We start from the raw sequence: 11526 nt of genomic DNA on the forward strand, positions 1-11526 counted from the left end.
GTCACGCGCTGAACCTCCTGGTCGGCCGCGTACTCGACGGTCGTGCCGTTCACGGTCTGACTCTCCGGCTGCCAGTAGACGATCACGGCCTCGTACTCGCCGGTCGACCGCGAACCGAACACGGTCGAGTACAGCTCGATCTGGTCGGTGTTCAGCGTCGTGCCGCGCTCGAGGTGGACCGGCTCGTTCTCGAGCGGCCCGGCCGGCGTGTATCGGATCGCCATCGCGCCGGTCGGCGGTGAACCGCCCACGTAGCGGACCGCCGGCGGTGCCGCTGCCGGCTGGTTCCCGCCAGTCCGCAGCTCCGAGATCTCGAACGGGCCGGGCGAGTCGAAGTCGACGTCGCCCGAGTCGACCTGTGGTGCTGGTGCCCCGGCCGCCATCGCGGGCATCGCCGCCCCGAGCGCCGACAGCACACACAGGACTGCGAGGCTTGCCGCGGCGACCGCGGCACCCCGAGTCATCGAGCGCCCTCCGTGGATTCCGTTCGCGTCTCTGTGGTTTCCTCGTTTACCCCCCACTCGTCTTCCCACGGTGCGAGTGGCCGGCCGTTAGCCTGCCATTCTTCGGCATCGAGCAGTTGCGAGCCGGGGATCCACCGTCCGAGTACCACCAAACAGACGCTAGCCAAAGCAGCCAACCCACCGAGGTCGGCAGATATCGGGAGTACAGAACCGGCTCCGATCCCGCAGAGGAGAGTGGCCGCCATGATGATATCTGCTGCCGGAGTAGATACTTCGTCGATGACCGCGGTCTCCGGACGATCACGGTGAACGAGATTGACGAGACCCCGCAGGATCAACCGGATCATCGAGCGCCCTCCGTCTTCTCGAGCTCGTCGAGCGCCGCGGCTTCGAGGTACGCGTCGGCGGTGCCAAGCGCGAACGCCAGCAGGCCGCCGGCGATCACCCACCCCTCGAGGAGCGTCGACGGGCCGACCGCGAACGTCTGGACCGCGAGGTAGAACCCTATGAGTGCGAGTCCAACGCTCACCGCGATACGGCTCGGCGTCGGCTCGTCGGCCCACAGTCCCGAGACCGCCATCAGGCGTCACCTCCGAAGACGGCGTAGCCGATCACGAACACGACGACCCCGATCAGCAGGAACTGTACACCGGTGAGCGACCCGAGGAAGCCCCCGGTGCCGAGCGCGCCGGCGATCCCGGCGACGGCCGCGACCGCCCACCCCGGATCCGCGAGGATCGCGTTCACCAGCTCGTTTCCGTACTGGATGCCGACCCCCGCACCGAATATGCCCGCGGCGGCCGTCGACCGGAGCCCGCGAGAGGCTGCCGACCCCGCCGTCGACGCCGCCGAGCCCGCGGTCGAACCGGCCCGTGAAGCCGCGTCACGGCTCTCCTCGAGGCCGACCGCATACACCAGCGCTCCGACCGCTACGAGGCCGAGCGCGAGCGTCAGCATCGGCGCTCACCTCCGTCTCTCTGCGTGCGATTCGACTCGGTTCGTCCGCTGTCGTTGTGTATCATAGTTCTCGATCGATGTTGCCGTAGATCTGCTGTCCCAGGTACGCCAGGAACACCACGCCGGCGGCGACCACGGCCCATTCGCCCGCGTTCGACGGCGGGAGGACTTGTGGAAGCGTCAGCGCGGACAACGAGATCACTGAGAACAGCTGCGGTCCCGACGCGATGAGCGCGTCCGTCAGCGCCCACACGACCTCGGGATTCAGCAGCGCGATGATCCCGCTCAGTCCCGCGGTGAGCTGGGCTAGCGGATCCTCTGCGAGTTCTTTCAGTGTCATTCTGTGAGCCCTCCGAGCTGGAGGAGGTCGGCGACGATGTACACGATCCGTCGGAAGAGGACCAGCGCGACGACGATCTCCCCGACGACGATCACGGTCACGACGATCGGCGAGAGCGGTCCAGCCGCTCCCGCCGCCTCGAAGATTCCACCGTTGATCGTCCGCACGGTCGATATCAGCGTGTCTCCGATCGACTCTCCGACTCCGCCGAGGTCGCCGGCGATCTTCACCGGAATGTCGGCGATCCCGAGCGTCTCGCCCGGCGCGTCGAACGTCGACGGCTCCGAGCCGGCGAGAACCAGCAGGAAGCCGTCGATCACGATCTCGACGATACCAAACGTCGACTCGAGGAATGCCGTCAGTACGGCACCGAGGACGAACCGACGCGGCGAGTCGAGGAACGCCTGAAGCGTCGCCGGAATCGACAGATCGCTTAACTCCGAGATCCCCGAATCCGTGTCCGGATCGTTGTCGAACTTGTCGCGGTCCGGTTGGCTACCGTCTTCGAGTGGGCCACTCGGCATGGTCAGCTCACCTCCCGGATGCGGTCGATACCGCGACCCATCACCCAGAACGACGCGACGACGACGCCGATCCCGACGGGATACGCGAGCGGGCCGAACTGCGTCAGCGAGAACGACCACGCGCCACGGATCGCCGCGATGCCGCTCCCGAAGATGACCTCGATCAGTCCGTCGAACTCCTGCTCGAAGCCGCCGACCGCGTTCGGGTTGTTCACGAACTCCGTGCCGCCGGCGAGGAACTCGCTGACGCCGTCGACGAGACCGGTGTAGGCCTCGGTCAGCGCTCCGATGACTGTGTTCACACCCAGCGCGACCGCGAACACGATCGACCCGGCGATCGCTCTCCCGACGCGCCCGGCGTTGATCCCGGATGCCAGCCCGAAGCTGAGATCCTCGCTGATCGACTCGGTGCCGGTGAGGAACGACTCCTCCTGGTCGTCAGTCAGCACGCTGTCGTCGCCGTCAGACGCCACCGCTCACCACCCCCGCATGCGGGTTGGGTCGCGATGGCCGGGTCATCAGTTCTCGTCCTCCTCTCCTTCCTCGGTGACCCCGACGTCGATCGGGCCGATCGCGGGAACGTCCGGAAAACCAGGCACCGCGAGGGTGTCACTCGTCTCCTCTTGCTGGAGATAGGCAGTTATCATCCAGAACGCGCCCAGTACCACGCCGACGCCGGCGAGCAGCGCGAACGGTCCGAACTGTGCGGCGATCGACGTCGCCGACGTTTCGGCGGTCGTCGAGATGATGCCGAGCGGCTCGAGCACGGTCGCGTCGATGAACTGGCCGATCGCCGCGGCCATCGCGTCAAGCGGCGCAACGACGAGGGCGAACACGCTCTGGATCAGGTTCACACCGCCGGTCGCGACCGAGACGAGCGTGCCGAAGATCGCGCCCTGAAGCAGCGTTCCGAGCGTCCCGTCGGCGTTGAGATACCCGATGGTGCCCGTCAGCACCGTGTTCGGGCTCGGATCGTCTCCGGACGGGAGCTTGTCGGCCGCGTCGGACATTACGACCCTCCGCCGCCGAACAGGCGGAACCCGACGAAGCCGGTGATCGAGCTGACGATCAGACCGGGAACCGACAGGAGCCAGCTGATGAACCCGCCGTCACCCGAGGACATGACCGCCGCCCCGCCGCTCGAGGCCGCGCTCTGGATCGCCGAGACCTCGTCGTTCGTGAGCACGACGTCGTAGCTCACGACGTAGGCCGTTCCCGGCGAGACTGTGGAGTCGAGCGTGATCTCGGTCGACCCGTCGTAGCTGCTCGCGACCGACGTGTAGTCGATCTCCGAGAACTCCGTGTCCCCAGTTCCCTCGGCGATCTCGACCGCCTTGTAGCGCTCCGACGGCAGGTTCGGCTCGTCGACGAACTCCGGACCCGAGTAACTCAGGTCGAAGGCCGTCGGCAGTTCGAGTCGGTACGCGATCTCGCCGAGCTGGTCCCACTGCGGGTAGTCACTCGTCGGGCCGAACTCGGCGGAAACGTCCTCGTCGTCGGTGATGTCGGACGCTTGGAAGACCGCGTCGACGGTGACGCCGTAGATCGTCGCGTCCGACATGACCTCGTCGAACGTGCCCATGCCGGTCACGGAGTACGCGCCGTGCGGCTCGGTGATCGTCACGGTCTCGAGCTCGTCATCGTCGTCGGTGTCCTCGAGGCGCTCACCGAAGGTGAGAGCGCGCGTCCGCTCGGCGTCGAGGACGGAAACGTCCACGTCAGCGTCGCCGGAGATCGTGATCTCCTCGGTGGACCCGAAGGAGCCGTCGCCGGTGCCGGCGACAGTCATGTCACCGACCTGCTGCTGGAGGACCATTCCCTCACCCGTGGAGTTCGCGAGAACGTCGTCGTCGCTCGCGGACGCCGACGAGTCGTAGAGCGTGACCTCGACGTAGTCGCCGTCACCGTCGGTCAGCTGGAGCGTCGGAGTGCCCGACGCGGAGTTGATGTCGGCGGCGATCGTGAGGTACGACTTCTCGCCGTCCGCAACCGAGAAGTTGCTGTAGGTCGCCGAGTCGGAGCTCGCCGAGCCGGCGTAGTTGAGCGCGTCGACGCCCGGCGCGGTCGACGACTCGCTCACGGTCGCTCCCGAGGTGGTCCACTCGCTCGAGTCGAGCGCGGACGCCGAGTTGTCCGAGCCCTCGTCGTTCTTTCGCGGGAACTCGTTGCGGTCCGCGAAGTCGATGTCCGTCGCGGTCAGCGTGACCGGGTTGTCGTTACTGGAATTGAGTGAAGCTGGCAAGGTGGCCGGGTCGCCGGCGTCGTCGTAGTACTCGACGGCCGTGTCGAAGTCGGCGTTCGACCACTCGTCGATCGTGACCTCGGTCGCGATCTCGGGATTCGGCGTCTTCGTGTCTTCACTCCAGCCGATCCCGCCCGCCGCCATGACGGGGGTCGCGACCATCGACGAGAGCACGGCGAGCGCGATCAGCGCCGCGAGCCCCGTCTTTTTGATGTCGATATTCATACCGTTCCTCCGTAGCTACCGCTTTGGGTTCGAGTTCGTGTCATGAGTCTGCGAAACTGCCCGTTTCCGGTGGGCACACCGTGTTTCTCCGCTAGATCGGCATCGATCGGATGCCGTTCTCGGAAGGTCCGAAGATACTCGAGGAATCGATCGCCGGCGACGAGGCCGCGAGGCCCGTCGCTCACGAGTCAGCCCCCTCGAAAACCGCGCTCCAGTCCCTCCACCGCCGATCCTCCGCGCCGTCATCGTCGTCGGCGATGGCGCTCACGCGAAGCGCACACCTCCGACCGGGTTCACACCGTTCATGGTGCGCCCAGAAAACCGGGTGTTGAGGTTCTAAACCTCCGTATTTAAGTGAAATAAAGCCAATAAGCCGATTAAGACCGAAGGTTGAATAGCCCGGAATTCGTCCGTAAGAGTGGATGTCCCGCGAGATTCGGAAGGTTCGAGACCTCGGGAACGGGAGCGGCGGGGTGACGATCCCGAAAGACACCCTCCGCGACTGGGGACTCGTCGATGACGATGGTAGAGTTGGTGACGGCCACGTGGCCGTCGACGAAACTGATGACGGTGCGATAACGGTCGAGCCGGTTCAGTAGTTCGGCTCGATCCTGTCCTATTATCCGCCGAGTTCCTCGAGATCCTTCTCTCCAGCCTCGACTTTCGCCCGCTCGAGCGTCCACTCGTCGTTATCGAACTCGACACCGTACAGTTCGTCGGCGCGCTCGAGGATCGTCGCGATGCTCCCTTCTGGGATCTCGAAGAAGCGGGCGGTCGGCCGCTTCGCTCGCCCCTCACGGACCTCACGGATGAACGCCTGAACTCGCTCGTAGCCCTCTCCCGGCACCGGAACCCCCATCTCGTTTTTCGTCATTCCGTGCGGGGCCTTCCCGAACTGAACACCGCGGTCGATCGCCCTCTCGATCCCCTCCTGCCGACGCTCACGGTTCAGCTTCAGCTCCATCTCAGCGACCATCGACATGAACTTTAGCATCATTTGACCCATCCCGTCATCGGGGTCGACGTTGAATCCCTGCTGAACGAGGTGGAGGCCGACGTCCTGGTCCGAGCACGTGTCGACGAAGTCCGCGACCTCCGCGGTCGAGCGACCGAGTCGATCGAGCTTCGCGGCGACCACCTTCTCGGCTTCGCCGGCCTCGACTCGATCACGCAGCTCGACGTACTCGTCACGAGTCGGATCATCCCCCGAACCGACGTCGGCGTAGATGTTCTCCGCAGGAAGGTCCGGGTAGTGTTCACGGATCGACTCGAGCTGACCATCACGGGATTGGTCGCTCGTCGAAACCCGGGCGTAGGCGAGGATTTCGGACATGGTTAGAAACGCACAGCCAGCTACTTAAAGAACGATGGTTCAAAAACAGCAGTCTAGAGGTTACTTCTCAAACGCTTCCGAGATCGAGCGTCGGGTCAGTTGCTCTGTAGTACGTCTCGCCATCTTCTTCGTACGTTTCGACCAACCCCATCCGAATCAGATCATCTAGTGCCTGCTCGAACTCCTCTTCTGAGAGCTTATCTGACTCCATAGAAACCAACTCGCTCGATGACGACTTATTATCGAGCCACGTCCTCGGCGAAAGTGAAGGTAGAATTCAGTTGGCCCCGATCGGACTCGTCAGCACTACGTTCGGATTCGACGGCGGCATGAGGTCTGTGAGGTCGTGACCGTCTCCGTCCGGTTGTTGATCCTTCCGCGACATCTCAGATCTCCACGACCTCCAGATCTTGTACAGTCGCTCGGATCAGATCACACGAACTCGCCAGTTGCGGTGCTTCGAGCCGCCACCGGCCGCCGGTTCGCGGCGCTTCGGTCGTGATCGTCGCCTCCGTTGCGCTTCGCGCCGGGACATCAACCGAGACCGACGTGACGAAGCGTTTCTCCATGACCTGCCCTTCTTCGAGTTTTGCGAGTCGAAGGTTTGCCTCGTACGTCCCCATCTTCCCGCCGCTGTTCTTCAGCATCAGTGTGCTGTCGAACGGTTCTCCAGCCGTCACTGGCTGCCGTACCCGCTCGAAGTGCCCGCGGATCCAAGACATCGTCTCCATCTCCGCTTCCGAAGGGCACCAACCGCCAGCACCCGACGCCGAGCGGCGTTCTGTGAAGATGTACGCGCCGCAGCCGACCACGCCGCCGAGGGCAGCTAACAGGCCGCGGCGCGGAATACGGCCCGAATCTTCGTCACTCGCCATCGTCCTTGTACACCTCCGACAGATCATGTTCGAGTCGCTCCTCCAGTTCGTCCTCGTCGATCTCTCCGTCGACGTAGGCGGCCCGCGTATGGTCGGTCGGGTCGGTCGAGAGCATGTCCGGATCGACCTCGATCGGCTCTCCTTCGTGCTCGGCCACCCATGCGTACCGATCACCGACACGGATCCGTTTCGGATCGAAGCTGTCGGCGTCGAATACGACCGTCTCGCCGTCGACATCGCGGAGTGTGATCGTCTCCCCGGAACCGTCACCGTCGTCTGCCTCGTGGAAGTGATCCCCGAGATCACTCTCCTCGTCTCTCTCGATCTCCTCGAGGTAGATCTCCGAACCCCCGGTGAAAAAGAGTATATAGGCCCAGAACGCCCCGAATACAGAGAACGTGACGAATGGGATCGTCGATCCGACGACTCCGATTCCCCGAGACATGAGAGTGATATACGGAGTAGCGGCCGCGGAGACGGCGTCGACGAACGTACCCGCGGCCGGGAACCCGAGGTATCCGTCCGCCGCGATGATAGTCGCCATCACGACGACGAAACCGCGGTCGCTCATTCCGAATCTCCCCCATCGTCCCGGAACCGATGACCACGGGCCGCGTCCTCGAGCTGGATCAGCAGCGCGCCGAGGTCGTCGATCTCGTCGAAGATCGGCCCGTAGTACCCATCTTCCTCGCGGTACTCCAGCGTCGCCTGCGTCAGTTCGCCGAGTTCTTCCTGTGCGGCGAGCAGCAGCGTCTCGAGTGACTGCTCGCCCCACTCCTCGACGTTCTCCTCTGCCTTCTCTTCCCAGCGGTCCGTGACAGCGTCGCGAGTCATCGATCTAACCTCGCTGGCATCCGCACGTCTCGAGCAGTCGTCCACGGTCGGACTCGCGCCGCTCCGCCCCCGTAGGCCCACACCGTCGCTCCGAGGAGATGCTCACGAGCTATCGACACCGAACTACGTTCGGAACCGTCTCCGCGTCGATCCCGACCGCCATCCGTGACGAGCTTCGTTTGCCCCGTAGCGTCGTCTTCGTCGAACGCCTCGTTTTCCTCGCGATGCTCCTCCTTGATCAGTCGCCAGCGCGTCTCGAGAGACGACGTGAACCGCTCCCAGAAGCCGACGTACGGGTACTCTTCGTTGACGTAGCCGCCCGGGAACTTGTGTTTGATGTGGACGCATCGGGTACAGACTCGAGCAGTTCGTGCCGCCGACTCGACGGCCGTAGCCGACATGACCGGGTGATCGATCTCGTCTCCGGATTGATCGCTCATAGATCGACCCTCCATCCACAGACACGACACTCGGCGTAGCGTTCGGTGCGCTCAGTAACGACGAACGTTTCGCCGTACATTTCCTGGACGCGCGGCGAGTCGAGAGGGATCGTTTCCTCACGTTCTCGAACCGTGCGCGTGCCGTACTCGGCGGTGTGGCAGCCGCGAGGGCACTCACTCGGCACGGAACTCACCTCCGTCCGTCGCGACCGGCGCCGTGCGACCGGCGAACCGCCCGAGACCGGTCTGCTGTTCGCTCTCGCCGCCGTCCGGCTGGCGAAGGTCCTTGTCGACCGCCCGGCGGATCCATCCCATCTGCTCGCCGATGCCGCCGAGGTCCGCCTCTCCGAACACGTCAACTACGTCGAAGTCGAGCGGCTCGAACGCGATCTCGTTCTCCTGCTCGATCGCGTCGGCGTAGATGCTGGCGTAGTCGCGACCGGCGAGCAGCAGGACCTCGTCGACGTGCGAGTGATCCGTGAACGGCGACCGGAGTGACCACGCGACCTCGTCGACGATCGCCTCGCTGTCGCGGTCGTCGAGCGTGGTGTCGTAGGGTTCGATCGTCCGCTTCGACCAGACGAGCCCGTGTTCGGCGCTGAGGATGACGACCCGGTCAGCGAAGTGTTCGGCGTACTCGCGTTTCAGCGCGAAGTAGTTTGAGGTGTAGAGGTCTCGCGCCTTCGACGCCTCGTCACGCTTCGCGTTCCCGCAGCCGATGACGGCGAGCGTCTGATCAACTTCATCGGCGGATCGATCGTCACCGCGATCAACTCCGCCTCCGGATTGATCGGCGGTCATGGTTTGTACCCCGGCTCGTTACCGCCGAACCATTGGACCTCCTCGCGGCCGAAGTAGTAGGCACCGCACTCCGGGCACTTCTTCCGGTGCGGGTTGACCTTGTCCTGTCCCGAGAGTTGCCACCCGCAGTCGGAGCAGATTTGAACGTCAGTCGCCATCGAGGACCTCCGCGGTGTCGAATAAGCCACCGCACCAGTGGCAGAAGAAGTCGTTTTCAGGATCGTCCTCGACGCGGTCGAGGTTCTCGTTGCCGCAACGCTCGTGTGGGCAACTAACCTGATCAACACCATCGGCGTCTTTCACGCCGACCCACCACCGTTGACCAGCCGATCGGCGGCTGCGTGGACCTTCTGTGACTGTTCAGCGTCCGCCACCGGCTCGTGGCACTCCGCACAGTGAGCCGGGCCTCCGGGCTCGAAGCGCCAGCGTCGGGAGTCGCAGGCACCCCGAGGACACTCGGGGAACTCCACGATCTCGCGTGACTCCAGCTCGCGCCAGAGCTCGAGGTGTCGCTCCCATCGCTCGTCGTCTTCGACGGTCGACAGCGCACCCACGTCGAACGTCTCGTATTCCGCACGAAGTTCCTCGACCGACATCTCGGCGGGCTCCGGTCGCTCCGCGATCGGCGTGTTCATGATCTCGACGTGGCGATCAACCTCGGATTCGTCTTTCACGCCGACTCACCTCCGAGTTCCTCCACGATCTCGCCCATCAACTCGCGGATCTCCACCGCCTGCTCGCGGTTCACCAGCAGCGCCACGTTCCCGTCCATGTCGACCGCGTGGCCGTCGTAGTCCTCCTCGAAGAGGATCGCGTACATCCGCTCTCCTCCCGCGTACTCCGGCTCCTCGTCGAGCGCCTGAACCGTCAGCTCGTTCAGCGCCGGGATCGATCCCCCGTCATCCGTGGTCGTTCCGTTCATGGTAGTCTCGTCAGTCATCGGTTCCCTCCAGCGCGTCTCGGTCGATGTCGATACACTCCGACAGCTGCTCTCTTCGTTCGCGAATTCGGTTCTCGACCTCGCTCTTCTTCTCCAGATCGACGTGTTCCTCGATCGAATCCCGAACGAGATCCTCGAGGAACTCCCGTTCGAACTCTTTCAGCGCGTTCAGTTCGACGTTGGTGTCGCGTCCCTCGGAGACGTACCTGCGGAACGACCGCTTGATCGTCGCATCCTTGTCCGAGGACGAAGGCACCGGATTCTCCGGGAGTCCGAACCGCTCAATGTGTTCCGTGTTCAACGCCTTCCGTTCGAGTGCGAAGCTACCTCCGTTCGGATCCTCGAACGGAGCTCCGTGCTCGGCGTCGTAGTATCGATGATCGTCTGAACTCGGGAACTCCCGAGGGAGGCCGATACCGTAGTACCCCATCGCATCGAGGATGCTGACGGGGGCATGGAACCCGGACGGGTTGTAGTCGCCGAAGTAGAGGATCCGGACATCTTTTCCCTCGTGGATCTTCTCGGCGAGCCGGTTGCTCGCTTGGTAGACCTTCGAGTCCGACCAATCACCACGAGTCGCCTCCAGCCGGACGTTGAACTTCTCGCAGATCGGTCCGAAGACCGACGCGAGGCTTTGCTTCTCGAGCCAGACCTCGACGTAGGACTCCTGCTCGCGCCAGAAGTCCTCCCAGTAGTCGGTCCACACCTCGTCGACACGATCGTCGACGAAGTGCTCGGGATCGCGCCAGCCGGTGGCCGCGACGTTCTCTGCCGTTCTCGAGGCGTCGACGATCTGTGCGGGATCGATGTAGCCGGCACGTCGGCCCTTCTTGACCGCTCGCTTCACGTAGCGGTACTCCCACTTGTGACCGCGAGACTCGAGCGCGTAGTAGACGTCGCGTACGGTCCGCTTCTCGCCCGAGGACAGCACGTCCTGGATCTGCGAGAGGATCGCCTGGTACTTCCTGCCGGGGTTCCACTCGCCCTTCGTCGTCTCACTCGCCATCGAAATCACCCCGTTCAGACTTCGATCGGCTCGCCGTCGCACTCTCGTCTCGCACACTCCAGGCACCGCTCGCCGGCGAAGCCGGGCGACGTAGCGAGGAGCTCCGCGACCTCACCGCAGCCGTCGCAGACATCGTCGTCGGAGACGCCGGCCGCCCGCCGTTCCCGCTCTCGCTTCTCGTCTTCGGCCCACGCCCGGACCTGCTGCTGGGTGATCGACGCGTGACGAGCGTGGTCGACCGGCTCGATGTTCTCGCTCCGGTTGTCCCACTTGATCCCGTTGCGATGATGGACGTCCTTCTCCGCGAGATCCTCGAGGACCGACTCGATCGGCTCGTCGATCGGGTAGCACTCGACGACCGCGAGCAGCCGGTGGTGTGCGACGTAGACGTCTTCGCGCCGCTCTCCCGGCGTGTGCGGTCGGTACTCCGTTGAACGCCAGCGCTCGTAGCCGGCTCCGCTGCCGTGGCCCGCTTTCGCGTGTTCGAACCGGGCGTACCGCTGTACCCGGTTCGAACCGAGGTGATAGTTTGACACACGATCATC

At 64.2% G+C, this 11526-nt stretch carries 21 protein-coding genes and 1 pseudogene; 1 reads left to right on the top strand and 21 read right to left on the bottom strand.

Annotated features, from left to right (window positions below):
- The 8 genes and pseudogenes from FN829_RS12625 to FN829_RS12660 all read right to left on the bottom strand — a co-directional run.
- Window positions 1-464, bottom strand: a pseudogene (locus FN829_RS12625) (hypothetical protein); the annotation flags it as partial.
- Window positions 465-807: 343 nt separating this feature from the next.
- Window positions 808-1044, bottom strand: a complete 237-nt coding sequence (locus FN829_RS12630) for a hypothetical protein (protein WP_142987328.1) — start codon at window positions 1042-1044, stop codon at window positions 808-810.
- A complete protein-coding gene (locus FN829_RS12635) occupies window positions 1044-1421 on the bottom strand; it encodes a hypothetical protein (protein ID WP_142987329.1) in 378 nt (125 codons plus the stop codon). The genes FN829_RS12630 and FN829_RS12635 overlap by 1 nt, the downstream gene beginning before the upstream one ends.
- A 61-nt stretch (window positions 1422-1482) precedes the next feature.
- Window positions 1483-1761: a hypothetical protein gene (locus FN829_RS12640; protein WP_142987330.1), complete on the bottom strand. Its 279-nt coding sequence runs from the start codon at window positions 1759-1761 to the stop codon at window positions 1483-1485.
- A complete protein-coding gene (locus FN829_RS12645; protein WP_246066531.1) occupies window positions 1758-2285 on the bottom strand; it encodes a hypothetical protein in 528 nt (175 codons plus the stop codon). The genes FN829_RS12640 and FN829_RS12645 overlap by 4 nt, the downstream gene beginning before the upstream one ends.
- A 2-nt stretch (window positions 2286-2287) precedes the next feature.
- Window positions 2288-2758, bottom strand: coding sequence for a hypothetical protein (locus FN829_RS12650; protein ID WP_142987331.1), 471 nt, complete (start codon window positions 2756-2758; stop codon window positions 2288-2290).
- 45 nt (window positions 2759-2803) lie between these two features.
- Window positions 2804-3295 carry a hypothetical protein gene (locus FN829_RS12655; protein ID WP_142987332.1) on the bottom strand — a complete coding sequence of 164 codons (492 nt, stop codon included), beginning with the start codon at window positions 3293-3295 and terminating at the stop codon, window positions 2804-2806.
- Entirely contained in the window at window positions 3295-4752 is a 1458-nt protein-coding gene (locus FN829_RS12660; RefSeq protein ID WP_142987333.1) for a hypothetical protein, read from the bottom strand. The genes FN829_RS12655 and FN829_RS12660 overlap by 1 nt, the downstream gene beginning before the upstream one ends.
- A gap of 422 nt (window positions 4753-5174) precedes the next feature.
- On the opposite strand from FN829_RS12660, the gene FN829_RS15935 reads away from it, so the two are divergent.
- Window positions 5175-5351 (top strand): hypothetical protein, encoded by a 177-nt coding sequence (locus FN829_RS15935; RefSeq protein ID WP_185955755.1) that lies wholly within the window; start codon window positions 5175-5177, stop codon window positions 5349-5351.
- Window positions 5352-5371: 20 nt separating this feature from the next.
- Here FN829_RS15935 and FN829_RS12665 read toward each other — a convergent pair whose 3' ends face one another.
- The 13 genes from FN829_RS12665 to FN829_RS12710 form a co-directional block, all read right to left on the bottom strand.
- The gene (locus FN829_RS12665) at window positions 5372-6085 is read right to left on the bottom strand and encodes a recombinase family protein (protein WP_142987334.1); all 714 of its coding nucleotides are present in this window, start codon (window positions 6083-6085) and stop codon (window positions 5372-5374) included.
- Window positions 6086-6152: 67 nt separating this feature from the next.
- Window positions 6153-6296 (bottom strand): hypothetical protein, encoded by a 144-nt coding sequence (locus tag FN829_RS15940; RefSeq protein ID WP_185955756.1) that lies wholly within the window; start codon window positions 6294-6296, stop codon window positions 6153-6155.
- A 175-nt stretch (window positions 6297-6471) separates the two neighbouring features.
- Complete coding sequence (locus tag FN829_RS12670) at window positions 6472-6960, bottom strand: hypothetical protein (RefSeq protein WP_142987335.1); 489 nt, start codon at window positions 6958-6960, stop codon at window positions 6472-6474.
- Window positions 6950-7531 carry a hypothetical protein gene (locus FN829_RS12675; protein ID WP_142987336.1) on the bottom strand — a complete coding sequence of 194 codons (582 nt, stop codon included), beginning with the start codon at window positions 7529-7531 and terminating at the stop codon, window positions 6950-6952. The genes FN829_RS12670 and FN829_RS12675 overlap by 11 nt, the downstream gene beginning before the upstream one ends.
- The gene (locus tag FN829_RS12680; RefSeq protein ID WP_142987337.1) at window positions 7528-7794 is read right to left on the bottom strand and encodes a hypothetical protein; all 267 of its coding nucleotides are present in this window, start codon (window positions 7792-7794) and stop codon (window positions 7528-7530) included. The genes FN829_RS12675 and FN829_RS12680 overlap by 4 nt, the downstream gene beginning before the upstream one ends.
- Complete coding sequence (locus FN829_RS12685; RefSeq protein ID WP_142987338.1) at window positions 7791-8234, bottom strand: hypothetical protein; 444 nt, start codon at window positions 8232-8234, stop codon at window positions 7791-7793. Before FN829_RS12685 ends, FN829_RS12680 begins: the two co-directional genes overlap by 4 nt.
- A gap of 174 nt (window positions 8235-8408) precedes the next feature.
- Window positions 8409-9035 (bottom strand): DUF6884 domain-containing protein, encoded by a 627-nt coding sequence (locus FN829_RS12690; RefSeq protein WP_142987339.1) that lies wholly within the window; start codon window positions 9033-9035, stop codon window positions 8409-8411.
- Window positions 9032-9193: a hypothetical protein gene (locus FN829_RS15945; RefSeq protein ID WP_185955757.1), complete on the bottom strand. Its 162-nt coding sequence runs from the start codon at window positions 9191-9193 to the stop codon at window positions 9032-9034. Before FN829_RS15945 ends, FN829_RS12690 begins: the two co-directional genes overlap by 4 nt.
- Window positions 9183-9338 (bottom strand): hypothetical protein, encoded by a 156-nt coding sequence (locus tag FN829_RS15950; RefSeq protein ID WP_185955758.1) that lies wholly within the window; start codon window positions 9336-9338, stop codon window positions 9183-9185. The genes FN829_RS15945 and FN829_RS15950 overlap by 11 nt, the downstream gene beginning before the upstream one ends.
- Complete coding sequence (locus tag FN829_RS12695; RefSeq protein WP_142987340.1) at window positions 9335-9709, bottom strand: hypothetical protein; 375 nt, start codon at window positions 9707-9709, stop codon at window positions 9335-9337. The genes FN829_RS15950 and FN829_RS12695 overlap by 4 nt, the downstream gene beginning before the upstream one ends.
- Window positions 9706-9975 (bottom strand): hypothetical protein, encoded by a 270-nt coding sequence (locus tag FN829_RS12700; RefSeq protein ID WP_142987341.1) that lies wholly within the window; start codon window positions 9973-9975, stop codon window positions 9706-9708. The genes FN829_RS12695 and FN829_RS12700 overlap by 4 nt, the downstream gene beginning before the upstream one ends.
- Window positions 9968-10981, bottom strand: a complete 1014-nt coding sequence (locus FN829_RS12705; RefSeq protein ID WP_142987342.1) for a hypothetical protein — start codon at window positions 10979-10981, stop codon at window positions 9968-9970. Before FN829_RS12705 ends, FN829_RS12700 begins: the two co-directional genes overlap by 8 nt.
- Before the next feature lie 14 nt (window positions 10982-10995).
- Window positions 10996-11517, bottom strand: a complete 522-nt coding sequence (locus FN829_RS12710) for an HNH endonuclease (protein ID WP_142987343.1) — start codon at window positions 11515-11517, stop codon at window positions 10996-10998.
- Between the last annotated feature and the right edge of the window lie 9 nt (window positions 11518-11526).

Origin of the sequence: Halorubrum cibi (assembly GCF_900182635.1) — an archaeon.
Taxonomy (GTDB): domain Archaea; phylum Halobacteriota; class Halobacteria; order Halobacteriales; family Haloferacaceae; genus Halorubrum; species Halorubrum cibi.

Excerpts from the sequence above, each read along its gene's own strand:
- FN829_RS12645 (WP_246066531.1), bottom strand. The coding sequence starts at position 2,285 with ATGCCGAGTGGCCCACTCGAAGACGGTAGCCAACCGGACCGCGACAAG.
- FN829_RS12690 (WP_142987339.1), bottom strand. The coding sequence starts at position 9,035 with ATGACCGCCGATCAATCCGGAGGCGGAGTTGATCGCGGTGACGATCGA.
- FN829_RS12685 (WP_142987338.1), bottom strand. The coding sequence starts at position 8,234 with ATGAGCGATCAATCCGGAGACGAGATCGATCACCCGGTCATGTCGGCT.
- FN829_RS12670 (WP_142987335.1), bottom strand. The coding sequence starts at position 6,960 with ATGGCGAGTGACGAAGATTCGGGCCGTATTCCGCGCCGCGGCCTGTTA.
- FN829_RS12660 (WP_142987333.1), bottom strand. The coding sequence starts at position 4,752 with ATGAATATCGACATCAAAAAGACGGGGCTCGCGGCGCTGATCGCGCTC.
- FN829_RS12630 (WP_142987328.1), bottom strand. The coding sequence starts at position 1,044 with ATGGCGGTCTCGGGACTGTGGGCCGACGAGCCGACGCCGAGCCGTATC.
- FN829_RS12665 (WP_142987334.1), bottom strand. The coding sequence starts at position 6,085 with ATGTCCGAAATCCTCGCCTACGCCCGGGTTTCGACGAGCGACCAATCC.
- FN829_RS15945 (WP_185955757.1), bottom strand. The coding sequence starts at position 9,193 with ATGGCGACTGACGTTCAAATCTGCTCCGACTGCGGGTGGCAACTCTCG.
- FN829_RS12700 (WP_142987341.1), bottom strand. The coding sequence starts at position 9,975 with ATGACTGACGAGACTACCATGAACGGAACGACCACGGATGACGGGGGA.
- FN829_RS12705 (WP_142987342.1), bottom strand. The coding sequence starts at position 10,981 with ATGGCGAGTGAGACGACGAAGGGCGAGTGGAACCCCGGCAGGAAGTAC.
- FN829_RS12675 (WP_142987336.1), bottom strand. The coding sequence starts at position 7,531 with ATGAGCGACCGCGGTTTCGTCGTCGTGATGGCGACTATCATCGCGGCG.
- FN829_RS12655 (WP_142987332.1), bottom strand. The coding sequence starts at position 3,295 with ATGTCCGACGCGGCCGACAAGCTCCCGTCCGGAGACGATCCGAGCCCG.
- FN829_RS12640 (WP_142987330.1), bottom strand. The coding sequence starts at position 1,761 with ATGACACTGAAAGAACTCGCAGAGGATCCGCTAGCCCAGCTCACCGCG.
- FN829_RS12680 (WP_142987337.1), bottom strand. The coding sequence starts at position 7,794 with ATGACTCGCGACGCTGTCACGGACCGCTGGGAAGAGAAGGCAGAGGAG.
- FN829_RS15940 (WP_185955756.1), bottom strand. The coding sequence starts at position 6,296 with ATGGAGTCAGATAAGCTCTCAGAAGAGGAGTTCGAGCAGGCACTAGAT.
- FN829_RS12635 (WP_142987329.1), bottom strand. The coding sequence starts at position 1,421 with ATGCTGACGCTCGCGCTCGGCCTCGTAGCGGTCGGAGCGCTGGTGTAT.
- FN829_RS15935 (WP_185955755.1), top strand. The coding sequence starts at position 5,175 with ATGTCCCGCGAGATTCGGAAGGTTCGAGACCTCGGGAACGGGAGCGGC.